The sequence below is a fragment of the Actinomadura rupiterrae genome (assembly GCF_024172125.1).
GTDB lineage: Bacteria > Actinomycetota > Actinomycetes > Streptosporangiales > Streptosporangiaceae > Spirillospora > Spirillospora rupiterrae.
The window spans coordinates 177295-202063 of record NZ_JAMZEA010000011.1 but is presented as its reverse complement, the minus strand read 5'-3'; the positions used below and the strand labels follow the sequence as shown (position 1 = coordinate 202063).

17 protein-coding genes are annotated in these 24769 nt (G+C 73.4%); 2 read left to right on the top strand and 15 right to left on the bottom strand.

Annotation, left to right across the window (positions count from 1 at the left end; translation table 11 throughout):
- The first annotated feature begins 79 nt into the window (after positions 1 to 79).
- On the top strand, positions 80 to 1537 hold the full coding sequence (locus FHU30_RS34735; protein ID WP_253881777.1) for an MFS transporter: 1458 nt from the start codon (positions 80 to 82) through the stop codon (positions 1535 to 1537).
- Positions 1538 to 1908: 371 nt separating this feature from the next.
- Here the strand turns inward: FHU30_RS34735 and glpK are convergent, their stop codons facing one another.
- The 8 genes from glpK to FHU30_RS34695 form a co-directional block, all read right to left on the bottom strand.
- Positions 1909 to 3426 carry a glycerol kinase GlpK gene (gene glpK / locus FHU30_RS34730; protein ID WP_253881776.1) on the bottom strand — a complete coding sequence of 506 codons (1518 nt, stop codon included), beginning with the start codon at positions 3424 to 3426 and terminating at the stop codon, positions 1909 to 1911.
- 40 nt (positions 3427 to 3466) lie between these two features.
- Entirely contained in the window at positions 3467 to 4321 is an 855-nt protein-coding gene (locus FHU30_RS34725) for an MIP/aquaporin family protein (protein ID WP_253881775.1), read from the bottom strand.
- Between the two features lie 330 nt (positions 4322 to 4651).
- Positions 4652 to 5371, bottom strand: coding sequence for a respiratory nitrate reductase subunit gamma (gene narI / locus FHU30_RS34720; protein WP_308211459.1), 720 nt, complete (start codon positions 5369 to 5371; stop codon positions 4652 to 4654).
- A gap of 187 nt (positions 5372 to 5558) precedes the next feature.
- Complete coding sequence (locus FHU30_RS34715; protein WP_253881773.1) at positions 5559 to 5699, bottom strand: hypothetical protein; 141 nt, start codon at positions 5697 to 5699, stop codon at positions 5559 to 5561.
- Positions 5700 to 5851: 152 nt separating this feature from the next.
- On the bottom strand, positions 5852 to 7534 hold the full coding sequence (locus tag FHU30_RS47375; RefSeq protein ID WP_253881772.1) for a thiamine pyrophosphate-binding protein: 1683 nt from the start codon (positions 7532 to 7534) through the stop codon (positions 5852 to 5854).
- Positions 7531 to 8316 (bottom strand): cyclase family protein, encoded by a 786-nt coding sequence (locus FHU30_RS34705; protein WP_253881771.1) that lies wholly within the window; start codon positions 8314 to 8316, stop codon positions 7531 to 7533. Before FHU30_RS34705 ends, FHU30_RS47375 begins: the two co-directional genes overlap by 4 nt.
- Positions 8317 to 8415: 99 nt before the next feature.
- Positions 8416 to 9003: a MarR family winged helix-turn-helix transcriptional regulator gene (locus FHU30_RS34700; protein ID WP_253881770.1), complete on the bottom strand. Its 588-nt coding sequence runs from the start codon at positions 9001 to 9003 to the stop codon at positions 8416 to 8418.
- Positions 9003 to 10367, bottom strand: a complete 1365-nt coding sequence (locus tag FHU30_RS34695) for an FUSC family protein (RefSeq protein ID WP_253881769.1) — start codon at positions 10365 to 10367, stop codon at positions 9003 to 9005. The genes FHU30_RS34700 and FHU30_RS34695 overlap by 1 nt, the downstream gene beginning before the upstream one ends.
- 99 nt (positions 10368 to 10466) lie before the next feature.
- On the opposite strand from FHU30_RS34695, the gene FHU30_RS34690 reads away from it, so the two are divergent.
- On the top strand, positions 10467 to 11336 hold the full coding sequence (locus tag FHU30_RS34690; RefSeq protein ID WP_253881768.1) for a siderophore-interacting protein: 870 nt from the start codon (positions 10467 to 10469) through the stop codon (positions 11334 to 11336).
- A gap of 208 nt (positions 11337 to 11544) precedes the next feature.
- On the opposite strand, the gene FHU30_RS34685 is transcribed toward FHU30_RS34690, so the two are convergent.
- The 7 genes from FHU30_RS34685 to FHU30_RS34655 all read right to left on the bottom strand — a co-directional run bounded on the left by FHU30_RS34685 (position 11545) and on the right by FHU30_RS34655 (position 24581).
- Positions 11545 to 12900, bottom strand: coding sequence for an ABC1 kinase family protein (locus FHU30_RS34685; protein ID WP_253881767.1), 1356 nt, complete (start codon positions 12898 to 12900; stop codon positions 11545 to 11547).
- A 310-nt stretch (positions 12901 to 13210) separates the two neighbouring features.
- The gene (gene lysX / locus FHU30_RS34680; RefSeq protein WP_308211454.1) at positions 13211 to 16471 is read right to left on the bottom strand and encodes a bifunctional lysylphosphatidylglycerol synthetase/lysine--tRNA ligase LysX; all 3261 of its coding nucleotides are present in this window, start codon (positions 16469 to 16471) and stop codon (positions 13211 to 13213) included.
- 66 nt (positions 16472 to 16537) lie between these two features.
- Positions 16538 to 17647 carry a phosphatase PAP2 family protein gene (locus tag FHU30_RS34675; protein WP_253881765.1) on the bottom strand — a complete coding sequence of 370 codons (1110 nt, stop codon included), beginning with the start codon at positions 17645 to 17647 and terminating at the stop codon, positions 16538 to 16540.
- Between the two features lie 111 nt (positions 17648 to 17758).
- The gene (locus FHU30_RS34670; protein ID WP_253881764.1) at positions 17759 to 20026 is read right to left on the bottom strand and encodes an MMPL family transporter; all 2268 of its coding nucleotides are present in this window, start codon (positions 20024 to 20026) and stop codon (positions 17759 to 17761) included.
- 165 nt (positions 20027 to 20191) lie between these two features.
- On the bottom strand, positions 20192 to 21073 hold the full coding sequence (locus FHU30_RS34665) for a TetR family transcriptional regulator (protein ID WP_253881763.1): 882 nt from the start codon (positions 21071 to 21073) through the stop codon (positions 20192 to 20194).
- A 93-nt stretch (positions 21074 to 21166) separates the two neighbouring features.
- Entirely contained in the window at positions 21167 to 23374 is a 2208-nt protein-coding gene (locus FHU30_RS34660) for a serine/threonine-protein kinase (RefSeq protein ID WP_253881762.1), read from the bottom strand.
- Positions 23375 to 23423: 49 nt separating this feature from the next.
- Positions 23424 to 24581, bottom strand: coding sequence for a 4-hydroxybenzoate 3-monooxygenase (locus FHU30_RS34655; RefSeq protein WP_253881761.1), 1158 nt, complete (start codon positions 24579 to 24581; stop codon positions 23424 to 23426).
- Between the last annotated feature and the right edge of the window lie 188 nt (positions 24582 to 24769).

Genomic DNA, 24769 nt, shown 5'->3' with positions numbered 1-24769 from the left:
GACCCGTGATCCAGGTGCTGCCAGTACCAGTATCACGGGGCTCTCGGTACAGGTACTAATACGGGCACATGCTACATACATGACTTCTTCGACCGAAAGCTTGAAGGACGTGCGGGCGTCCTCCGCGCGGTCTACCGGCCCGATGCTGGCGCTCCTGCTGCTCGGGCAGTTCATGGCCATCCTGGACGTCAACATCGTCAACGTGGCGCTGCCGACGCTGCGGACGGACCTGCACGCGAGCGGGGCCAGCCTGCAGCTGGTGGTCGCCGGATACATCATCGCCTACGCCGCGCTGCTGATCACCGGCGCGCGGCTGGGCGACCTGTTCGGGCACCGGACGGTGTTCCTCAGCGGCCTGGCCGTGTTCACCCTCGCGTCCCTGGCGTGCGGGCTCGCGCCCACGACCGCCTTCCTGATCGTCATGCGGTTCCTGCAGGGCATCGGCGCCGCGCTGATGACGCCGCAGGTGATGAGCATGATCCAGCGGGGGTTCCAGGGGCCCGCGCGGGCGCGGGCGCTCAGCATGTACGCGATGGTGATCGCCGGCGGCGTCGTCGTCGGGCAGGTGCTCGGCGGGCTGCTGGTCAGCGCCGACCTGTTCGGGTCGGGCTGGCGGCTGGTGTTCCTGGTGAACGTGCCGATCGGCGCGGTGCTGCTCGCGGCCGGGCCGCGGCTGCTGCCCCGCGCGGACGAGGACCGGCGCGGCGGGCTGGACCCGGTCGGGCTGATCGTCCTGACCCCGGCGCTGCTGCTGCTCGTCATCCCGCTGATCCTCGGCCACGAGCTCGGCTGGCCCGCGTGGGGCTGGGCCGCGCTGGCGGCCAGCGCCGTGCTGTTCGTGACGTTCGGGCTGGTCGAGCGCCGGTTCGCGGCGCGCGGCGGACGTCCGCTGATCTCCGGGAAGGTGCTGCGCGCGCCCGGCGTCGCGGTGAGCACGGTGACGCTGATGTTCGGCCCCGGCTCGTGGGGCTCGTTCCTGTTCACCACCACGCTGCACCTGCAGGGCGACCTGAAGATGTCGCCGCTGAAGTCCGGGCTGGCGTTCGTGCCGTGCGTGCTGGCATTCGCCGTGGTCAGCCTCTACTGGCAGCGGCTGCCGTCGAGCTGGTACCGGCGCGTGGTCCCGATCGGCTTCGCCATCGCCGCGCTCGGCTACATCTGGATCGGGCCGCTCGCGTCCGGGGGCGTGGCCTACCTGGCGCTCACCGCGGTGATCGGTTTCGGGCTCGGCGTGATGCCGATCGTGATGACGACGGCGCTGCAGAACGTCCCGACCGAGGACGCCGCCGACGCCAGCGGCCTGCTGCTGACCGTCATGCAGGTCGGTCAGGTCCTCGGCGTCGCGACGATCGGCACCCTGTTCCTCGTCCGCTTCCAGGACAGCGGCTCCACCCGGCACGCCGAGTACGCGACGGGCTGGGCCCTGGCCGGCCTCGCCGCCGTCGCCGTCATCGGCTCCCTGCTGCTGAGCCTCCGCCGCCCGGAGCCCACCCACTCCAAGAAGGCCGAAAACCACCCGGTCGCGGTCGAGGTATAACCATGCCGGCCCCCACCCGCCCGCACCGAAAACCCCGGTGCGGGCCCCACCCACCAGCAGTCCAGAGGCCGTTTCCCACCCAAGGGAAACGGCCTCTGCCGCGTCCACGCGAAGCCCGGTGGGCGTCCATGCGGCGGATCTGGGCCATGCCAACCTCACCGGGCTCGCGGTCGACCCGGCAGATCGTCCCCGGTTCCCGGCCCTGCCTCCGGCGACACAGCCGATCGGGCCGTACCGCGCGGGCCATATCATCGGCCTCCCCAAACCTTGATCGGCTGGTTCCGTTCGCTGGCGTCGCCGGGCATCTTGCGAAGCGCGAACCGCCCGCATCGGACGAGCCGGTGCGGGCGGTTTCGTGGGTTAGCGGTGGGTTATTCGACGTCTACCCAGCCGAAGGTGCGTTCCACGGCTCGGCGCCACCCGGCGTAGCCGGCTTCGCGCTGGGCCTCGGTCCAGCGGGGTTCCCAGCGTTTGTCCTCGTTCCAGTTCTGGCGTAGTTCTTCGGTGGAGTTCCAGAAGCCGACGGCCAGGCCCGCGGCGTAGGCGGCGCCTAGGGCGGTGGTCTCGGCGACGACCGGGCGTGAGACCGGGACACCGAGGATGTCGGCCTGCAGTTGCATGCACAGCTCGTTGGCGGTGACGCCGCCGTCGACCTTCAGGACGTCCAGCGAGACGCCAGAGTCCTCGCGCATCGCCTCCACGACGTCGCGGGACTGGTAGCAGATCGCCTCCAGGGTCGCGCGGGCCAGGTGGGCGTTGGTGTTGAAGCGGGACAGGCCGACGATCGCGCCGCGCGCGTCGCTGCGCCAGTAGGGCGCGAACAGGCCGGAGAACGCCGGGACGAAGTAGACGCCGCCGTTGTCCTCGACCTGCGCGGCCAGCGACTCGCTCTGCGCTGCGCCGGAGATGATGCCGAGCTGGTCGCGCAGCCACTGGACCGCCGATCCGGTGACCGCGATGGAGCCCTCCAGCGCGTACACCGGCGGGGCGCCGCCGAACTTGTAGCAGACGGTGGTCAGCATGCCGGCCTTGGAGCGGACGAGGTCTTCACCGGTGTTGAGGAGGAGGAAGTTGCCGGTGCCGTAGGTGTTCTTGGCCTCGCCGGGCGAGAAGCAGACCTGGCCGACCGTGGCGGCCTGCTGGTCGCCGAGGTCGCCGCTCAGCGCGACCTCGCCGCCGAGCGGGCCGTCCGCGCGGGTCGTCCCGTACAGCTCGGGCGCCGAGGACGGCCTGATCTCCGGCAGCATCGACCGCGGGATGTTGAAGAACGAGAGCAGCTGGTCGTCCCAGTCGAGCGTCTCCAGGTCCATCAGCATGGTGCGGCTGGCGTTGGTCGGGTCGGTGACGTGCACGCCGCCGTTCGCGCCGCCGGTCAGGTTCCACAGGACCCAGGTGTCGATGTTGCCGAAGATCGCCTCGCCGTTCTCGGCGTCCTGCCGGACGCCGTCGACGTTCTCCAGGATCCACTGGATCTTGCCGCCGGAGAAGTAGGTGGCGGGCGGCAGCCCGGCGCGGTGCCGGATGGTCTCGCCGCGCCCGTCCCGCTCCAGGGCGCTGGCGATACGGTCGGTCCGGGTGTCCTGCCAGACGATCGCGTTGTAGTAGGGACGGCCCGTCCGCCGGTTCCACACCACGGTCGTCTCGCGCTGGTTGGTGATGCCCATCGCGGCGAGGTCGTTGTGGTGCAGGTTCGCCGCGTGCAGGGCGGACTGGATCACCGAGCGGGTGCGCTCCCAGATCTCGGTCGGGTTGTGCTCGACCCACCCCGCGCGGGGCAGGATCTGCTCGTGTTCGAGCTGGTGGCGGGCGATCTCGTTGCCGCCGTGGTCGAAGATCATGAAGCGGGTGCTCGTGGTGCCCTGGTCCAGGGCTCCGACGAAGTCGGCCATCGGCACTGCTCTCCTCGCTGGTCGGGACGGTCGTGGACGGTCAGGACGGCTCGCCGGGCCCGCCGTACTCCGGCTCGGGGCGCACGGGCGGCGTCTTGGCCTCCTCCTCGGTCCCGGGAAGGTGGTTCCCGACCAGGAGCAGGTACAGCGCCGCGCCGATCGGCCCGCCGATGAGCGGTCCGACGATCGGCACCCAGAAGTAGAGATCGTGGTTCTGATCTCGCCATGCTCCCGCGTACCCGGTGATGTACTCGGCCAAGCGCGGGCCGAAGTCACGGGCGGGGTTGATGGCGTATCCGGCGTCGGTCCCCCAGGCCATCCCGATCGCCACCACGACCAGGCCGATGATCAGCGGCGCGAGGTTGGCGAGCGGCGGCTGGTTCTTCAGGTCGGTCAGCGCGAGCACCAGGAACAGCAGGATCGCGGTGCCGATGATCTGGTCGCGGAAGGCCCCCCAGGTGCTGACCGGGAGCGTTCCATTGCCGGGCAGTGTGGAGAACACGCCCTGCGTCTTGACGGTGTGGCCGGGATCGGCCTTGGCCAGCACCTCGGTGTAGTTCCACCGGACGATCAGCGCCGCCAGGAACGCCCCGGCGAACTGGGCCGCGATGAACGGGCCGACCTTGCGCCACGGGAAGCCCTTGAACAGGGCGAGGGACACCGTGACCGCCGGGTTGATGTGCCCGCCGCTGAGCGTCGCGGACGCGTACACCCCCAGGGTCACGCCGATGCCCCACGCCCAGGCGATGCTGTCGTGGCCGCCGATGCCGCCCGCGGCGACCTGGGCCACCACGCCGGTGCCGAACAGGATCAGGATCAGTGTTCCGGCGAACTCGGCGGCCACTTCGCGGCCCAGCCCGGTCAGCCGAAAGGACGTTCTCAGTCGTTCCGCCATGGTCTCCTCCTCTGGGCGGTGTGACGTGAGACACAACTGCCGCGAAGGTAAGTACTGGGGGTGAAAACGGTCAAGCCCTATCCCCCAGCTCGGATCAGAGATATAAGCCGCGCCGGCGGGGCCCGCGGACCGGCCGTCCCGCCGCCCTGGACGGCGTGGCGGTCTGCGTGGCGGTCTGCGTGGCGGTCGGCGTGGCGGTCGGCGCGGTGCGCGCGCCGCTCCGCCCGCACCGGACGACCGCCGGCGACTGATCGTCCGGCAGCGGTGATCTCAGCGGCGTCTGGACGGGTCCGGCGGCCGGCGACGGCCGGACCCGCGTCCGGACGGGCGTCAGCGGCGGCCAAGGAGCGCCCACCCCCGCCTCGGCGCCCGCACCCGCGCGGCCCAGCGTTCCGGGGTGCGGTAGACGATGGACGGGCGGAACACGTAGGACCACGGCGCGGCGAACACGTGCACGAGCCGCGTGAACGGGAACAGCGCGATCAGCGCCATCCCGACGAGCACGTGCAGCTTGTACAGGACCGGCACCGAGGCCATCAGGGACGCGTCGGGACGCAGCAGGAAGAGGCCGCGGAACCACGGCGCGATCGTCAGCCGGTAGTCGTACGGTGCGACGTTGCCGTTGGCGACGATCGTGCACAGCGTCCCGAGCAGCAGCGATCCGCCGAGGAGCACGTACATCAGCCTGTCGTGGCGGGTGGTCGCCGACAGCACCGGGCCGCTGGTGCGCCGCCGGTGGACGAGCATGGCGAGCCCGGCGAGGGCCATGACGCCCGCGACCGTCCCACCGATCATGGAAATCTGGCGGTAGGTGGTGTCGGCGACACCGGCGCTGCGCGTCCAGCTCTCGGGAATGACCAGGCCCAGGACGTGGCCGAGGATCACGAACGCCAGCGCGTACCTGAACAGCGGGCCCGCGACGCCGAGGATCGTCCGGCCGTAGATCTCGGACGACTTGGTCGTCCAGCCGGAGCGGTCGTGGCGGCGGCGCCAGATCGTCCCGCCGACCAGGGACGCGACGGCGAGGTAGGGCAGCACGGCCCACAGCACGATGGTCAACGAAGGCTCCCCGGAAGCGGCGCGAGACCGGCGGTCTCAGCAGACGGGCCCATGCGGGCAACGCGCGTCGCTCCAGTGCGGGCGGGCCGCGACGCCCCCGCCCGGGCAGAACGCGACGCCCCGGCCCGGGCAGAACGCGACGCCTGCAGCAGGGGCGCGGCCTGCCTCACCACACGTTTCATGTTCGCTCCTCCTCACGCGCGTCGCTGCGGCTGTGGTCGCCCGGGCAGGCCGTCTCGTCCAAGGCGGCCTCGGCGCGCGCCTGGCTCGGGATGCCGGACCGCCCGCCATGCTTTGCGAAGGCGAGCAGCCGGTACATGGCGTCTATGTCGGCACCCGTGTGAAGAATCGTCCGGTGCACAGCGGCGCCTCGCTCATCGGTACCCCCGGGGCGATATTCCCCTCACTCTGCGTGGTTATGCACCTGGCCCCCGGGAACCGATCAAGGACGCCAGGACGGAACGGCCCAGGTCAGTGCGGTCGGAAGGCCTCGGCGAGCCACCAGGACGGGCGGTCGGTCGTGACCTTGGCCTGCACCACCAGGGGGCGGTCCCGGTCCCCGGCCAGCCAGTCGCGCACCGGGTCCAGGTCCTCCACCCGGCGGACGGTCAGCGCCTCGCAGCCGTAGGCGCGGGCGACCCCGGCGATGTCGGCCGGCGGGAAGGTGACGGTGTCGAGCGGGTGGCCGTGCGGGCCGAAATGGTGCACCTCGGCGCCGTAGGCCTCGTCGTCGTAGACCACCACGAGCAGGCCGAGGCCGAGCCGCACGGCGGTGTCCAGCTCGACGGCCGACATCAGCGCCCCGCCGTCGCCGAGCGCGGCGACCGTCAGCCGGTCGGGACGGGCGACCGCCGCGCCGACCGCGGTGGCCAGGCCGAGGCCGATCGCCTGGAAGCCCTGGGTGAACACCAGGCCGTCCACGTCGGGGACGTCCAGGTACATGGTCGGGTAGCCCATGAAGTTGCCCGAGTCGACGGCGACGGTGCGGTCGGCGGGCAGCAGGTCGTCCAGGGCGATGGTGAGGGTGCGGGGGTCGATGCGGGTGCCGTTAGAGCGGTCCTTGAACGGCAGGTCGCGCCAGCGGCCTTCGGCGGCGATGCGTCCGGCGATCTCGCGGGTCCGGTAGCCCTGCGCGCGGTGGCCGCGCCGGGCCAGCTCGGCGTCCACGGCGACGGCCGTCTCGGCGGCGTCGCCGATCAGGCTGAGGTCCACCGGGCGGTGCGCGGCGAGCGCCTCGGCGTCCACGTCCACCTGGACGAGCCGGGCGTCGGGGCCGACCAGGTCGCCGTGCCGCAGCGTCCAGTCGTTCAGCGCGCAGCCCCAGCCGACCAGCAGGTCCGCGTCGCGGATCAGCTCGGCCGCCACCGGGGTGGCGAACCCGCCGCTGACGTCCAGGTCGAACGGGTCGCCGCGGAACAGGCCGCGCGCGACGACCGAGGTGGCCAGCAGCGCGCCCGACCGCTGGGCGAGCGAGCGCAGCGGGTCGCCGGCGCCGGACAGCCGCGCGCCGCGTCCGGCCAGGAAGACCGGACGCTCGGCGCCCGCCAGCGCGCGGGCCAGGCGGGCGAGCGCGGCGGGCGGCGGCACCGCCAGCGGCGGGACGGCCGGCTGCCAGGCCGTCCCGGTCGCGTGCGGGGCCTGCGGGACGCACTCGTCCGGCCCGGTGTAGGGCGCGGCCTGCACGTCCAGCGGCAGGCCGAGCAGGACGGTCCGGCGCGCGGCGACGGCGGTGCGGCAGGCGCGGGCGAGGTCCGACAGCGCGGTGCCCGGGCCGTGGATCCGCTCCGGGACGGCCCCGACCGCCTGCGCCAGCGCCGCCTGGTCGATCCGGAAGTTGGACCGGACGGCCGACGCGGCGACCTCGCCGGTCAGCACCAGCAGCGGCGTGCGGCTCTTGGCGGCCTCGGCGATGCCGGTGAGCGCGTTGGTCAGGCCCGGGCCCTGGTGGACGGTGAGCACGCCGAGGCCGCCGCCGACCCGCGCGTAGGCGTCGGCCATCGTGGCCGCGCCGCCCTCGTGCCGGGCCGCGACGTACCGGGCGCCGCCCTCGACCAGCGCGTTGGTGACCTCGAAGTTGCCGCTGCCGACGACGCCGAACACCGTGCGCGCGCCGAGCCGGGCCAGCGCCCGCCCGACCGCGTGCGCGACGTTCACCGGTCGACCAGCGCCAGCACCCGGCACGGGCTCCCGGATCCGCCGGCGATCGGCAGCGGCGCGGCGACCAGCACCGCGCCGCGCGCCGGGAGCCGGGCCAGGTTCCGCAGCTGGGTGAGGCCGTACTTACCCGCGCCGAGGAAGTGCGAGTGGCACGGGAACGGCGGGTCGAAGCCGTGCGCGGCGCCGGCGTCGGTGCCGACCGTCTCCACGCCGAGGCCGAGGACCGGGGTCTCCTCGGCGAGCCAGCGCGCGCAGTCGGTGGACAGGCCCGGCCACACGCCGCCGTTGAGGAACGCGTCAGGGTCGTCGGAGCGCGCGTCCCAGCCCGTCCGGTACAGCAGCCAGCCGCCGCCGGGCAGCGGGCCGTGCGCCTTCTCCCACTCGCGGACGTGGTCGATCTGCAGCAGGAACCCGGGGTCGTCCGCGGCCTGCGCGGAGGCGTCGAGGACGGCGGCGGGCGCGATCAGGCGGCGCGGGTCGACCTGCGCGACGTCCTCGCCGTCCCGTCCGGTGGCCCAGTGCACGGGCGCGTCGAAGTGGGTGCCGACGTGCTCGCCGGTGACGATGTCGTTCCAGTACCAGGCCGGGCCGCGCTCGTCGTACCGGCTGATCTCGCGCAGCGTGAACGGGACGGTGTTGGCGAACGGCTCGGGGAGCTGGAGGATCGGAGTCCGCTCCGACAGCGGCGCGGTCAGGTCCACCACGTCCAGCGAGCCGTCCGCGACGGCGCCGGCGAGGGCGGCGGCGAGGGCCCCTGCGGGGAACGCGGACTCGGTCACGGCGGCCTCCCATCCCGAGGGATGTCCGGAACGTCCGGATCTCCCCGAACGTAACCGGACCGCTGCGCCTTGAAAAGGCGCGGCGGGGGCCCGTCGGGACTACCCGATATGCCGGGCGAGGCTGCCCTCCAGCAGCGCCAGCAGCTCGGCCAGCGCGGACGCCAGCTCGGCGTTGCGGTCGGCGCTCAGGCCGTCCAGCAGGGCCCGCTCGTAGGCGACCTGCTCCGCCAGCAGGCCGTCCATCAGCGCGTGGCCGTCCTCGGTCAGGGACACGTGCTGGACGCGCCGGTCGCGCTCGTCCGCGCGGCGCTCGACCAGCCCGCGGTCCGTCAGCGCGCGCAGCCGCTTGGTGACCGCCGCGCCGGACGCGAACGTCTCGCGCGCCAGCCGCGTCGGCGTCACGCCCGGTCCGAGCCGGTACAGCGCGGTGAGCGTGTCGTACTCGGGACGCGCCAGGCCGGCGCGGCTGAGCGGCGCGTCGGCGGCGTGCTGCAGCAGCGCCGCGCACCGGTTCACCCGTCCGATCACGGCCATCGGCGTGGTGTCCAGATCGGGCCGCAGCTCCCGCCACTGCCGCAGCACCTCGGCCATCACGTCCTGCACGGGACGCGCCGCCTGCACGGGACGCGCCGGTTGCACAGGACGCGCCGGTTGCACAGGACGCGCCTCCGCCTCGTCCTCCCCCATCAGGCGACCTCCCTCTCGGCCTGCAACGGCACGGCAAGCGCGGCCAGCGCGCGACGGCCGTCCTGGAGCGCCCGTTCGACGCGTTCGGCAGGCGCGGATCTCAGCCACCACTCGCCTTCAGCGACATGCACGGCCTCGCCGAGCTCGGCCAGCGCGTGCGCAACCCGGTCATGCAGCGCCGCGACCACCGCGTGCTGCGCATCGGCGAGCGCCTGCTCGGCGCGGGCCAGGGCGAGGGCATCCGCTTCGGCGACGGCGACGTCCAGGCGGGTCAGGGCGCGGTGGACGCGGCCGGCGGCGCGGCGGTTGGTGATGAGGACGCAGCCGAGCAGGCCGACGGCGGCGCCGGCGCAGGTGTCCAGCCAGCGCTGGCCGACCAGCTCGTGCGGCGGCCGGTGCCCGGCGAACTCGACCATGCTCAGCGCCATCGGCGTGACGAACAGCGAGCCGAGCCAGTAGTTGCGGGCCATGGTCGCCTCCGCGCCGAACTGCGCGGCGAGCGCGACCAGGACCAGGGCGACCGGGCCCAGCCCGATCACCGGCAGCAGCGCGGTGAACAGCGCCAGGCCGAGCAGGTTGCCGAGGATCCGCTGGAGCGCGCGGCGCCAGGTCAGCTCCAGGTTCGCCTGGAAGATCGCGGCGGCGGTGACGATCGCCCAGTAGGGACGTCCGACGCCGAGCAGCATGGTCAGCCAGCCCGCGGCGGCGGCGCTGGCGCCCACGCGCGTCGCGACCGGCAGCAGCGGCGAGCCCGGGCGCAGCGCGGCGAGGACGGCGCGCATCCCGCGCGGGTGGACGGCCTCCTGGACGACGGCGAGGCGGCGCGTCCGGTCCCGGCGGACGAGCGCGGGCGCCATGCACACCAGCCAGGCGATCACCGCGCCGGCCAGGGCGAGCGCGAGGTGGAACGGCACGTCGGCGAGCCGCTGCGGGACGAACGCGCAGCTCGCCGCGACGAAGGTGAAGATCACGTTGGCGGGCGGGCCGATCCGGGTGGCGTCGCAGACCAGCTTGTGCGCGGCGGCGAGCAGCGCGGCGACCGCGACCCGGATCGCGACGTCCCCGGTCAGCGCCGCGGTGCCGAGCGCGACGGCCAGGCTCGCCAGCATCAGCAGCGCGACGCGGGCGAGGGTGCGGGCGCGGGCGGCGTAGGGCCGGTTGTGGGCATACAGCGCGACCAGCGACCCGGCGGAGGTGTAGAGCGCGAGGTGCAGGCGTCCGGACGCGAGCAGCACCGCGTACGGGATCGCCGAGGCGACCACCACGCTCGACGCCGCCCGGAACCAGGTGTCGGAGCCGCGTCCCAGCCGCAGCACCCCGCGCACCGGCAGCGGACGCACCAGCGCTCCGGCTCCCTCGGCCACGATCCTCCTCGGTACTTCACAAGTATTTCACTCGTAAAATATCATACGGAGCGCGGGCGGGTGGATTAGGCTTACCTAACAAAAACTTTCGGAGGGCGTATGGCAACCGAACCAAGGGCGGCGGAGCGCGAGCGCAGGGGCGGCGGCCGGACCGTGCATCGAGGGGTCGTGCTGCGCACCGAGCGGCTCACTCCGCACATGGTCCGGGTCGTCCTCGGCGGGGACGGGCTGGCCGCGTTCGACGCGGGCGAGTACACCGACCACTACGTCAAGCTGCTGTTCGGACGGCCTGGGGTGACCTACCCCGAGCCGTTCGACATCGAGCGGATCCGCGCGGAGTTCCCGCGCGAGCAGTGGCCGACCACGCGCACCTACACCGTGCGCGCGTGGGACCCGGCGGCCCGCGAGCTCTCGATCGACTTCGTCGTGCACGGCGACGAGGGCCTCGCCGGGCCCTGGGCCGAGGCCGCCCGGCCGGGCGACGAGATGTTCTTCATGGGCCCGGGCGGCAAGTACGCGCCCGTCCAGGAGGCCGACTGGTACCTGTTCGCCGGGGACGAGAGCTCCCTGCCGGCGATCGCGGCGGGGCTGGAGCGCGTCCCGTCCGGCGCGCCCGCCTTCGCGTTCATCGAGGTCGCGGACGCCGCCGAGGAGCAGGAGCTGCCCTCCCCCGGCGACGCCAAGATCGTCTGGCTGCACCGCGGCGACCGCCCGGTCGGCGCGGCGCTGGTCGAGGCCGTCCGCGGCCTGGAGCTGCCGGACGGCCGCGTCCAGGCGTTCGTCCACGGCGAGGCCGGGTTCGTCAAGGAGCTGCGGCGCTACCTGCGGGTCGAGCGGACGCTCCCGATGGACCTGATCTCGATCTCCGGCTACTGGCGCGTCGGCCGCGACGAGGACGGCTGGCAGGCCGGCAAGCGCGCCTGGAACCAGCAGGTCGAGCAGGAAGAGGACGCCGCCCTCTCCTCCTGACCCGTCCCCGGCCGCACCGGCCCTCGCGCGCGGGGGCCGGGCGGACGATCCAAGGAGGCGGACGCTCTCAGGCGTCCGCCTCGGCCCAGGGGCCGTCCCGGCTCAGGAACCCGCCCGGCTCAGGCGTCCGCCTCAGCTCAGGAATCCAACCGGCTCAGTGGGCCCGTCCCGACTCAGAAATCCGCGCGGCTCAGGGGGCCGTACCGGTTCAGGAGGCGGCCTCGGTCTCCTGGTCGTCGGGGGTCTCGTCGTCGGCGAAGCCGGGCAGCCAGCGCAGCGCCTCGTCCCGGAACCGGCCCTCGGCCTCCAGCTGGCACAGCACGCCGCCGCAGCCCGCCATCGCCCGCCACACCGCCAGGTACTGCGGCGGCATGCGCAGCTGGCGGGCGATGCTGCCCGGACGCATGTCCGTGGCCATCGCCAGGCTCCGGGTGGTCTCGCGGCGCAGCCACTCGCGGGTGTACTGGAAGGTCTCCTGGGTGAACGGCGTGGCGTGCGGGACGACCAGGTCGGCGAACTGCTCGGGGTCCACCACCGCGTCCGGGGCGAGGAAGCCCTCCTCGACGGCGCTGTCGACCATCTCCCCGGGGTCGCCGCCGGTGCCGATCCGCATCATCCGGCCGAGCGACCACAGCAGCTCGTCGGAGACCTGCGCGGCGCCGCCGAAGTCCATCACGCCGAGCCGGCCGTCCTCCAGCAGGCGGAAGTTGCCCGGGTGCGGGTCGATGTGGATCATCCCGCAGCGGGACGGCCCGGACAGCAGGAACCGGAACAGCAGCAGCCCGGCCCGGTCGCGCTCCTCCTTGCTGCCCTCGGCGATGACCCGGGACAGCGGCGTGCCCTCCAGCCACTCGGTGACCAGCACGTTCCCCGACTGCGCCACGACCGCGGGCACGACGAAGTCGGGATCGCCGGCGTAGGCGTCGTGGAAGGCGGTCTGCGCGCGGGCCTCGTCGACGTAGTCCAGCTCCTTCTCCAGCCGCCGCCGCAGGTCGGCGATCACCGGCTTGGCCTCCACCCCCGGGAACAGGGGGTTGATCAGGCGGCTGAGCCGGGAGATCTGGTTGAAGTCGCTCATCAGCGCCGCGCCCGCGCCGGGGTACTGCACCTTGACCGCGACGGTCCGGCCGTCCGCCCAGACGGCCTTGTGCACCTGGCCGATCGAGGCGGCGGCCGCGGGCCGGTCCTCGAACGAGGCGAACCGGTCCCGCCAGTCCGGGCCGAGGCCCTCGGCCAGCACCTTGTGCGTGGTGGCGGCGGGCATCGGCGGGGCGGCCTCCTGCAGCCGGGTCAGGCTCGCGCGGAACGGCGCGGCCAGCTCCTCCGGCAGCCCCGCCTCGAAGATCGACAGCAGCTGGCCGACCTTCATCGCGCCGCCCTTGAGCTCGCCGAGCACCGCGAACAGCTGCTCGGCGGTGCGCCGCTGGACCTCCAGCGCGACCGCCTCGGCGGGCTTGCCCAGCGTCCGCTTGCCCAGGCCGAGCGCGGTGCGGCCGGCGAAGCCGAGCGGCAGGCTCGCCAGCTTGGCGGTGCGGGTGACCGCACGCCGGGGGATGTCGCTCACGTCGCGGACCGTCCTCACTCCCGATGTCCCGGTACGCCGGGGGGCGAATGGCAACCAATCACCATCTTTCCCTCCGTACGCCGCAACCGTCATACCTGCCGCCGAGATCGCCGCCACACCGCGACACCAACGTCACCGGACGGCGTCCCGGACGCAGCTCCCGCGCGGCCGCCAGCCGCGCCCCGGGCGCTCTCGGCGGACGAGTCCGGGCGGGCTCGGCAGACGGGGGCCCGGGCGGGCTCGGGGGGCGGGCCGGGCGGGCTCGACGGGCTCGCCGGGCGGGCTCGGCGGGCGGGCTCGGCGGCGGGGGTCAGCGGGTCGGTCTGACCAGGGGGAAGGCGATCGTCTCGCGGATCGAGCGGCCGGTGAGCGCGATCAGCAGCCGGTCGACGCCCATGCCCATGCCGCCCGCCGGGGGCATGCCGTACTCCAGGGCGCGCAGGAAGTCCTCGTCCAGCTCCATCGCCTCGGGGTCGCCGCCGGCGGCCAGCAGCGACTGCTCGGTGAGCCGCTCGCGCTGCAGGATCGGGTCGATCAGCTCGGAGTAGGCGGTGCCGAGCTCCATGCCGAAGACGATCAGGTCCCACTTCTCGGCGAGCCGCGGGTCCTTGCGGTGCGGGCGGGTCAGCGGGGACGTCTCGGCCGGGAAGTCGCGGACGAAGGTCGGGGTGCTCAGGTCGTCCTCGACCAGCGCCTCGTACAGCTCCTGGACGATCCGCCCCTGCCCCCACTCGGGGTCGACCTCGATGCCGGCCCGGGCCGCGTGCCGGGCCGCGACCGGACGCGGCGTCTCGGTGGTGATCTCCTCGCCGAGCGCCCGGGACACCGAGCCGTAGACGGTGATCTGGTTCCACGGGCCGGCGAGGTCGTGCTCCACGCCGTCCCGGACGACCACGGTGGTGCCGAGCGCGGCGCGGGTGCCCGCCAGCACCAGCTCGCGGGTCAGCTCGGCCATCGTGTCGTAGTCGCCGTAGGGCTGGTAGGCCTCCAGCATGGTGAACTCGGGGTTGTGGGTGGCGTCCACGCCCTCGTTGCGGAAGTCGCGGCCCATCTCGAAGACCTTGCCGAGGCCGCCGACCAGGAGCCGCTTGAGGTACAGCTCGGGTGCGATCCGCAGGTACAGCCGCATGTTGTAGGCGTTGATGCGGGTGGTGAACGGCCGGGCCGTCGCGCCGCCGTGGATCGGCTGCAAGATCGGCGTCTCGACCTCCAGGTAGCCGCGCTCGCGCAGCACGTCCCGGACGGCGGCCACCGCGTCGCCGCGCATCCGCAGCATCTTCCGCGACTCGTCGTTGACGATCAGGTCGACGGCCTTGTGCCGGACGCGGGCCTCGGGGTCGGCGAGCCCGGCGCGCTTGTCGGGCAGCGGGTGCAGGCACTTGGCGGTGAGCTTCCACTCCGAGGCCAGCACCGACAGCTCGCCGGTCCGGGAGGTGACCACCTCGCCGGCGATGCCGACCTGGTCGCCCAGGTCGATCATGGTCTTCCACTGGCGCAGCGCGCCGCGGCCGAGGACGTGCGCGGCGAGCATGACCTGGATGTCGCCCGACTCGTCCCGCAGCGTCGCGAACACCAGGCCGCCGTGGTCGCGTTCGAGCATGATCCGCCCGGCGATCGCGGCGGTGTGCCCGGAGCGGGTGTCGGGCGCCAGGTCGCCGTACTGCGCGCGGACGCCGGCGGCCACGTCGGTGCGGTCGAAGCCGAGCGGGTAGGGCTCGACGCCCGCCGCCTCGATCCGGCCGAGCTTGTCGTGCCGGACGCGCTCCTGCTCCGACAGCCGGCGGCGCGGGGCCCGGTCGGCGTCGGCGGCCTCCTCCAGCGCCTTGATCCGGGCGACCAGCTCGGGCGTCGGGACGGCGTTGGCGGCGCGGTCCAGCCGGTGCCGGCCGAGCGTCGGCAGGAACCCCTCGGCACGGGCGTAGCCGATGCCGAGCCGGATCAGGCCGCCCGCGCCGGAGCTGAAGCAGACGTACCGCGGCACCCACTCGGGGTGGTACTTGGCGTTGGCCAGGTACAGCGACTCCAGCTGCCAGAACCGGGACGCGAACGACAGCACCCGGTAGGCGGCGCGGACCAGCGGCCCGGCGCCGATCTGCGAGCCGCGCTCGAACACCGAGCGCAGCATCGCGAAGTTCAGCGAGATCCGGGCGGCGCCGACCGACCCGGCCTTCTCCACCAGCCGGACGACCATGAACTCGTTCAGCCCGTTCTCGGCGGCCCGGTCGCGGCGCATCAGGTCCAGCGACAGGCCCGTCCGCCCCCACGGGACGAACGACAGCAGGCCGCGCAGCCGGCCCTCGGAGTCGAACGCCTCGACCATCACGCAGTCGCCGTCGGACGGGTCGCCGAGCCGGCCGAGCGCCATGGAGAAGCCGCGCTCGGTCTCGCCCTCGCGCCACTGGTCGGCGCGCTGGACGATGCCCGCCATCTCGGCCGGGGAGATCTGCGAGTGGCGGCGGATGCGGACGGTGTACCCGGCCCGCTCCACCCGCCGGACGGCCTGCCGGACCTGCCGCATCTCCCGGCCGTCCAGGTTGAACTCGTGCACGTCGATGATCGCCTCGTCGCCGAGCTCCAGCACGCTCAGCCCGTGCCGGCGGTACTCCACGGCGGCGCGCTCGCCGACGCTGACCGCGCCGGGCGTCCAGGCGTGCCGGCGGCACTCGGCCAGCCACTCCTGGATGGCCGGGCCCCAGGCCTCGGGGTCGCCGATCGGGTCGCCGGAGGCCAGGCAGACCGAGCCCTGCGCGCGGTAGGCGATGCCCGCGCGCCCGTTCGGCGCGACGATGAAGTCCTTGTCGCGGCGCAGCGCGAAGTAGCCGAGGGAGTCCTCGTCGCCGTAGCGCAGCAGCAGCTCGCGGGCGCGCAGCTCCTCGCCGGGGCTGAGCACCGCCTCGCCGCGCGAGGGCCGGAACAGCGCCCACACGGTCGCGACGAGCAGCCCGCTGCCGAGGACGCCGAGGATCAGGTCGACCCAGCCGGGGACGTCCACGTCCAGGGTGTGGCCGGTGACCCGCGCGCCGAGGACGGTCTGCAGCGCCGCGTACAGCGGCTGGGTGAGGAACCCGCCCTTGCCGTTGCGGTCGGTCAGGTGCACCAGCAGCGTGCCGATCACCCCGCTGACCAGCACCATCGCGACGCCGACCCGCCAGGCCAGGCGGATGTTCGCGCGGTCGGGCAGGGCGGTGAACTCGTGCCGGGTGGCGAACACCAGCACCAGCGCGAACGCGTAGCAGACCGGGGCGATGTAGTCGCCGGTGCCGAGCTGGACGTCGGGGTCGGGTGCGATGGTGAACACGATCGCGACGGTGAGGTAGAGCAGGAAGAACAGGCCTAGCAGCACCAGCGTGATGCGCCAGGCCGACTTCTTGCGCCGCCGGACCCCGGTGGACAGCAGGAGCAGCAGCAGGCCCCAGGTCATGCTGGGCAGCCAGCTGAAGTAGCCGATCCAGCGCAGCAGCCAGATCGCGTCCAGGTCCTCGATGATGCCGGCGGACAGCCAGGTCAGGATCGAGACGACACCCGACAGCGCCAGATACCACGACAAAACCGTCGGAACAGCCTGGATCACAGTTCTGGCGCGCACTCGTCCCCCGACACGATCATCCGCCTGCGGCCCTCCCGACGGGCCTTCGGGTCAGCGTACCGGTGCCGCCGCGGGGACCGTCCGCAGGCCCGGGGGCCGTGCCGGGCGCGCCGTCCGGTACAGCGGACGCAGCGCCACCAGCGCGATCGCCAGCAGGACCGAAACCACGATCCCGTCCAGCCAGTAGTGGTTGGCGGTGCTCACCACCACCAGGACGGTGAGGACGGGATGGGCCAGCCACAGCCAGCGCCAGCGGGTCCGGCACGCGACGATCAGCCCGACCGCCACGATGATCGCCCAGCCGATGTGCAGCGAGGGCATCGCGGCGTACTGGTTGGCGACGGTGTCGGTCTGCGGCGCGCCGTACACCGACGGCCCGTACTTGCTGCCGGTGTCGACCAGGCCGGTGAAGGTGAGCATGCGCGGCGGGGCGAGCGGGACGGTCAGGTGCAGGGCAAGCCCGGCGGCGGTCAGCGCGACGACCACCCAGCGCACCCACCGGTAGTAGGCCGGGCGGCGCAGGTACATGAACAGCAGGAACGCGGCCGTGGCCGGGAAGTGTACATAGGCGTAGTAGCAGTTCGCCAGGCGGACCAGCGTCTCGCTGTGCAGCAGGCCGTGCTGGACGGTCACCTCGCTGGGCAGGTGCAGCCAGCGTTCGAGGTCCCAGACGTCGCGGGCGTTGCGGAACGCCTCGTCCACTCGTCCGCTGGCCGCCAGGCGCCCCATCTTGTAGATACCGAACAGCACCGCGATCAGCAGCAACTCCCGAACCGGCCGCGGCCGCCTCGCGGGCGCCTTCCGCTGAGCATTCTCCGCACCGCCCGCCGCTCTGACGGACGGCCCAGCCACCTCGGCGGACGGCCCGGTCACCTCAACGCTCGGATCGGACACCTCGGCAGACGGCCCTGCCGGGCTGGCGGACGGCCCGGTCACCTCAACGGTCGGATTGGACGCCTCGGCAGACGGGCCGGTCACTTCGGCGCTCGGGGCGGTCGCCACAGCGGTCGGGGCGAACTGGTCGGCGGTCTGGTCGGTCGCCTCGGCGGACGTGTCAGCGGACGGGTCGGTGCTGTCGGCCTGCGAGGGCTCCGCGGCGGGTGCGGTCTGGTCGCGCGGTGAGGGGGCGCGCCACCAGGCCGGCTGCTGGAGAAGGTTCATTCCCGGATTCCTTGGGGGGTGGGGCGATGGAGGTTCGAGGGAGGCGGGAGCCGCCGTCCCGCCCCGGCACCCCGGGGCGACGGAGTGCGGAGGCGGGACGGCGGCCCGCGATCATCCGGTGGACGGCGGTCCAGCGGCTCCGGAGGTGTCGCCGAAGCCGGCCCCGACCGCCTCGCGCGGCCGGTCGGACGGCGCGTCCGGCTGCACGTCGGACGGCGCGTCCTCCAGCAGGTGGCGGAGCTTCTCGCCCTCGACGTCCACGTTGGGCAGGACGCGGGCGAGCCAGCGCGGCAGCCACCAGGCGGCCTTGCCGAACAGCGCCATCACGGCGGGCACCACGGTCATCCGGACCACGAAGGCGTCGAAGAACACCCCGGCGGCCAGCGCGAACCCCATCAGCTTGATCATCGACTGGTCGTTGCTGATGAACCCGGCGAACACCGCCATCATGATCACCGCGGCGGCGGCGACCACCCGGGCGCCGTGCCGGAACCCGGCGACCACCGCGTCGGTGGGCGCCGCGCCGTGCACGTACTCCTCGCGCATCCGGGTGACCAGGAAGACCTGGTAGTCCATGGCCAGGCCGAACACCACGCCGATCATGAAGATCGGCATCAGGCTCATGATCGGCCCGGTCGTGTCCACGCCGATCAGCGAGGCGCCCCAGCCCCAGCCCTTCTGGAACACCGCGACCACCACGCCGAACGTTGCCGCGACGGTGAGCAGGAAGCCCAGGGTCGCCTTCAGCGGCACCAGGACCGACCGGAACACCAGCATGAGCAGGATGAACGCCAGCCCGACGACGAGCGCGAGGTAGATCGGGAGCGCGCCCGCGAGCTTCGCCGAGATGTCGATGCCGATCGCGGTCTGGCCCGTGACCATGGCCTCGGCGCCGGTCTGCGCCTTCAGCGCGTCGCTCTTGTCGCGGATGGCCGAGACCAGGTCCTCGGTCTGCTTGGTGCTGGGGCCGCTCTTGGGCACCACGGTCAGCAGCGCGGTGTCGCGGGCCTGGTTCGGCACCGGCGGGGTGACGGCCGCGACGTCCGGCATGCCCTTGAGCTGCCCGGACAGCCGTCCGGCGGCCTGGGTGACGTCGCCGGAGCCGTGCACGACGACCATCAGCGGGCCGTTGAAGCCGGGGCCGAAGCCCTCGGAGACCATGTCGTAGGCCTTGTGCTGGGTGCTGCTCGCCGCGGACGCCTCCTCGCCCGGCATGCCGAGCCGCAGCCCGAGCGCCGGGAGGGCGAGCGCCCCGAGGCCGACGACCGAGACCAGCAGCACCGCCAGCGGGCGGCGGACGACGAACCGCGCCCACCGCTCCCCCGCCGCGGCGCGGCCGGGCTTGGGTCCGCCGCGCAGGCCGGGGATCCGGCCGCCGAGCACCGACCGTCCGGCGAAGCCGAGCAGCGCGGGCAGCAGGACGAGCGCGATCAGCACCGCGACGACGACCGCGAACCCGGCCGCGATCCCCATCTCGGTGAGCACGGGGATGCCGACGACGCTCAGGCCGACCAGCGCGATCACCACGGTCAGGCCCGCGAAGACCACGGCCGACCCGGCGGTGCCGACGGCGCGCCCGGCCGCCTCCTCGCCGGACCTGCCCTCGGCCAGCTCGTGCCGGTACCGGGAGGTGATGAACAGGGCGTAGTCGATGGCGACGGCCAGGCCGAGCATGAGCGCGAGCGTGGAGGTGGTCGAGCTCATGTCCACGAAGCCGGTCGCGGCGGTGATGCCCGCCATCGCGATCGCCACGCCGAGGATCGCGTTCAGCAGCGGCAGCCCGGCGGCGACCAGCGAGCCCAGCGTGATCAGCAGGACCACGGCGGCGATCGCCAGCCCGATCAGCTCGGACGCGCCCTGCTCGGGCATCCCCTGGGTGGCGCTGCCGCCCATCTCGACGGTCAGGCCGGCGTCGCGTCCGCTCTTGGCGACGGCGTCCAGCGCGTCGCGGGAGGACTGCTTCACGTCCACCGGGGTGACCTTGTAGGTGACCTGGGTGAGGGCCGTGCGCTGGTCCTGCGAGAGGGCCTTGGCCTGGTAGGGGTCCACCACGGACCCGACCTGCGGCGCGGTCCGCAGCTTGCCGACGACCTGCTCGACGGCGGCCCTGCTCTGCGGCTCGGCCAGGGTGTGGCCGGCCGGGGCGCGGATCACCACGCGCGCGGTCGCGCCGTCCGCCGACGCCTGCGGCATCTTGTCCTTGAGCAGGTCGATGGCCCGCTGGGCCTCGGTGCCCGGGATGGAGAAGTCGTTGGACGTCGGTCCGTGGAGCGTTCCAGCGCCGACCCCGAACAGGACCAGCAGCCCCACCCAGAGCAGGGCGACGAGTCCACGCCGTCGGTAGGAGAACCGGCCGAGCCGGTAGAGGAAGGTTGCCAAGAGAACAGATCCCATTCGGATGCCGGGCACGCCGAGGGCGCGCCGGAGTCGCGGACGGTGCACGGACAGGCCTCACGACGGGCTGGTCGCGCGGCTCTCAGGGGTGGATCCGCCGAAAGGGGGTGTCCGGCCGGGGCAAGGCGGCGCGCCCCGGCCGGAAGCGTTTCATCCGGACGGGTCGGCCGAGCCCACCGCGCCCGACACGCCCCCGGACGAACCAGGCGCCACCGAACCAGCCGCAGATAGTTCCGAAGCAGACGATTCAGTCCCGGACGAATCAGTCCCCGACGAACCGGATGCCGCCGGAGCGGGTGCCGCCGGACCAGCCGAGGAAGGTTCCATGGCCGGCCCGGCGGCCATGGAAGGTTCTGAAGCAGACGATTTGCTCCCGGACGAAATAGTCCCGAACGGAACGGTCCCAGACGGAACGGTTCCGGGCTGATCGGATGCCGTTGGGACGGGGAGGCCGGCGCGGAACTGCGCGAGGGCGGAGTCGATCAGCTCGGGCAGGGTGGCGTCGGTGCGGCCGTCCACCCAGAGCTCGACGACGACGCGCATGGTCATACCGGTAACGCCCGCGACCAGGTGGGGATACAGGTCGCGTTCGGGGTCGGTGCCGGTGCGGGCGGCGAACACGGCCGCCGCCTCGCGCTGCATCTCGCCGAGACCGCACAGCTGGGAGGCGACCAGCGCCGGGTCGGCCTTGACGATCCGCATCAGCGCGATCATCTCCTCGAACCGCTCGCCCGGCACGAGCACCTCGTGCAGGACGGTGCGGACCGAGTCCCAGACCGGCTCGTCGGCGGGCCGCTCGGCGAGCCGGGCGAGCAGCGCCCGCGCCCCGTCGGTCAGCGGGGCGACGATCGCCTCCTCCTTGCCGGGGAAGTAGTTGTGGAAGGTGCGCGTCGACACGCCCGCCGCGGCGGCGATCGCGTCGACGGTGACGCCCTCCACGCCGTGCTGGATCGCCAGCCGCATCGCGGCGCGGCTGAGCGCGTCGCGGGTCGCGGCCTTCTTGCGCTCGCGCAGGCCCATTTCCACCGTCATACCCACGACTCTAGACAATGCTTGCAGGCCGTGCAAAATTACAGAAGCTGAAATCTTGCGTGATGTGCAGCACAGCGCCCCGGAGCGGGCGGGTCAGAAGGTGACCGGCGGGCTCTCCTTCCCCGTCCCCTCGTAGATCCCCTGGTACATCCAGCCCGCCAGCGTCCGGTAGCTCCCGCGCGGCGGGGTCGCCGACATCTGGAACGTGCAGGTCAGCGACGTGCAGACCGGCGAGACCCAACGTCCGGCGTTGGTCTGGTCGAGAGTCTTCAGCACCAGCACCACCTGAACGTGGTTGCTCGCGATCAACTTCGGGTCGTCGCGGGACGCGACCGGGTCCATGGTCGCGCGCAGCAGCACCGAATGCCCGTCCGTGCGGATGCAGGCGGTGAGGTAGTGGCCGCGAGCGTCGGCGGCCGAGCGCGGGCCGCACGCCCAGTCGGTGGCCTTGGGCGCGTCCGCGCCCGGTGCCGACTGGGACGGCGACGCCCCGGGAGACTTGCCCGGCGACGCCGACCCCGACCCGGACGCCGAGGGCGACGCACCCGGCGACTTGCCCTTGCCGGACGGCGTGGCCGCCCCGCTCTTCACCCCGACCGCGAGCTTCCCGCTGGACGCCTCGCCCGCCGCCTTGACCTGGTCGTCCTTCGTCCCACCGCCCCCACCGGTAAGCGCAAGCGTCACGCCAACGCCCACCGCAGCCGCCACCACGGCCGCCCCCGCGCCAATCAGAACGCCACGCCGCCGCCCGCTACCTCGCTTGCCCACAGCAAGCGTCCCACCCAACGTGTCACCAACCCCGGACCGTCCACCCACCCCGCCAGGCCCCTGCTGCGGATTCACGGCAGTCGGCATCGACGGCTGACTCACCGCCGCCGCCCCCGCCGCACCACCACCCACACCAAACGCACCGTGCGCCCCGTCCACACCGCCAGCGCTGCTCAAGCCGCCAGCACCGTTCGGGCCGAACGCGCCGTGCGCGCCGCCCAGGCCGCCCGCACCGCCTGTGCCGAACGCACCGCGCGCACCGCCCACACTGCTCGGGCCACCAGCACCCCTCGGGCCGAACTCGCCGTGCGCAGCGCCCAGGCCGCCCCCGCCTGTGCCGAACGCGCCGCCCGGGCCGGACGCGCCGTGCGCACCGCTCAGGCCGGACGCGCCGCCCGCGCCGTTCGGGCCGGCTGCACTGCCCGTACCGCCCGGGCCGGACGCGCCGTGCGCGCCGCCCGTGGCGCTCGGGCCGTTTGCACTGTCCGGGACGCCTGGGTCGAATGCACCGCCTGTACCGCTCGGGCCGAATGCGCTGTGCGCCCCGGACACACCGTGTGCGCCGGACGTTGGAGATACGCCTTGTGTTCCGGATGGCCCAGGCATGCCATGTGCTCCGGACATGTTGGGCGCGCCCAGCGTCCCGGGCGGGGAGGTGGGGTTGCGGGCGGGGGAGTTGGGGGGGACGGTGATGGCGAAGCGGCCGGTGTAGGTGGACTCGGCGTAGGCGAGCAGGCGGCGGCCCAGGTCGTAGGCGCCGATGCGGGCCATCGGCTGCTTGGCGAGGCTCTGCTCGATCAGCGTCCAGAGCTCGGCGGGCAGGTCCGGGAGCGGCGGCGGCGCGACGTGCAGGTGCTCGTGCATGACCGCCGAGATGCTGTTGCCGGCGAACGGCTGGCGTCCGGCGAGCAGCTCGTACAGGGTGACGCCGACCGCGTAGACGTCGGCGGCGGGGCCGGGCTCGGCGCCCTCCAGCACCTCGGGCGCCATGTAGCGGGGCGTCCCGACGACGTTCCCGGTGGCGGTCAGCTCGTCGCCGACCGCGATCCGCGCGACGCCGAAGTCGGCCAGCCGCACCGGTGACTCCGGAGTGGTGTGGTCGAGCAGCACGTTGGCGGGCTTGAGGTCGCGGTGGACCAATCCCGCCTCGTGCACGGCGACCAGCGCGGCGCAGACCTGCCCGACCAGCCAGGCGGCCTCGGCCGGGAGCAGCGCGCCGCCGCGCCGCTTGCGGTAGCCGGCCAGGTCCTCGCCGAGCACCAGGTCCATCACCAGGGCGAGCCGGTCGCCCTCCACCACCAGGTCGTGCACCGTCACCACGCCGGCGTGCCGGACCTTCAGCAGCGCCGTGCGCTCCCGGACGAACCGGGTCACCGCGGCCGGGTCGGCGGCCAGCTCGGGCCGCAGCACCTTCACCGCGCGGTCCGCGCCGGACGCGCGGTCCCGGGCCCGCCACACCACGCCCATGCCGCCCTGGCCGATCATGTCGAGCAGCGTGTAGCGGCTGCCGAGCGCCGCCCCGTCCCCGTGCATCCGTGCAACTCCCCCGTCATGAAAGATCACGACATTATGGCGGGGTGGATCACTCCAGCGGGAGTCCGGCGTAGTTCTCGGCGAGTGACGTCGCGGCGGCGGGCGAGGACGCCACGTACTCCAGGTGAGCGCGCTGCACGCGCCGGTCGAACGCGTCCGCGCCGGGGTCGGCGTGCAGGAGCGTGGTCATCCAGTAGGAGAAGTGCTCGGCGCGCCACACCCGGCTGAGGCAGGTGGCCGAGTAGGCGTCCAGCAGCGCGCTTGTACCGGACGTGTACCGCTCGGTCAGAGCGCGCGCCAGGATCGTCACGTCCGACACCGCGAGGTTGAGGCCCTTGGCGCCGGTCGGCGGGACGATGTGCGCGGCGTCCCCGGCGAGGAACAGCCGGTCGTGCCGCATCGGCTCGGCGACGAAGCTGCGCATCGGGGTGACCGACCGGTCGGTGATCGGGCCGGGCTTCAGCTGCCAGCCGTCCGGGGTGCCGAACCGGGTCGCCAGCTCGTCCCAGATGCGCTGGTCGGACCAGTCGGCGAGGTCGGCATCGGTCGCGACCTGGAGGTAGAGGCGGCTGACCGACGGGGAGCGCAGGCTGTGCAGCGCGAAGCCCCGCTCGTGGTGGGCATAGATCAGCTCGTCGGTGGACGGCGCGACGTCGGCGAGGATGCCGAGCCACGCGAACGGGTAGTCGCGGGAGAACGTCCGGACGTCCGGGACCGCGGCGCGGCTGACGCCGTGGAACCCGTCGCATCCGGCAATGTAGTCGGCGTGCAGCTCGTGGGTCGCGCCGTCCTGGCGGAAGGTGACGGTGCCGGTGGACGGGTCGAGCGCGAGCACCTCGGCCTCGAACCGGACGTCGCCGCCGTCGGCGAGGCGCAGCGCGACCAGGTCCTTCACGATCTCGGTCTGCGCGTAGATCGTGACGGTCCGGCCGGTGAGGTCGGTGATGGGGATCCGGTGCCCGGTCCCGTCGAAGCGCAGCTCGATACCGTGGTGCACCAGGCCCTCGCGGTCCAGCCGCGCGCCCGCGCCGCTGCCGCGCAGCACGTCGGTAGTGTTCTGCTCCAGCATGCCGGCGCGCTGCCGGCGCTCGACGTAGCCGCGGTCGCGGCTCTCCAGCACCACCGACGCGATGCCCTGCCGGTGCAGCAGGTGGGACAGCAGCAGACCCGCCGGTCCACCGCCGACGATCGCGACCTGCGTGCGCATGGGATCCTCCTGGGTCAGCCCGCGCCCGGGGTGCGCGGGGATGTGTCGCTGGGGCCGTCCACGCTCGGGGTGCGGGGACGATGTCGCTGGCTCGGTCCGCGCCGGGGGGGGCACGGGGGTGTGTCGCTGGGTCGGTCGCCGCTCGGGGGCGCGGGGGACGGTATGCCGCTGCGTCACTCCGCGTCCAG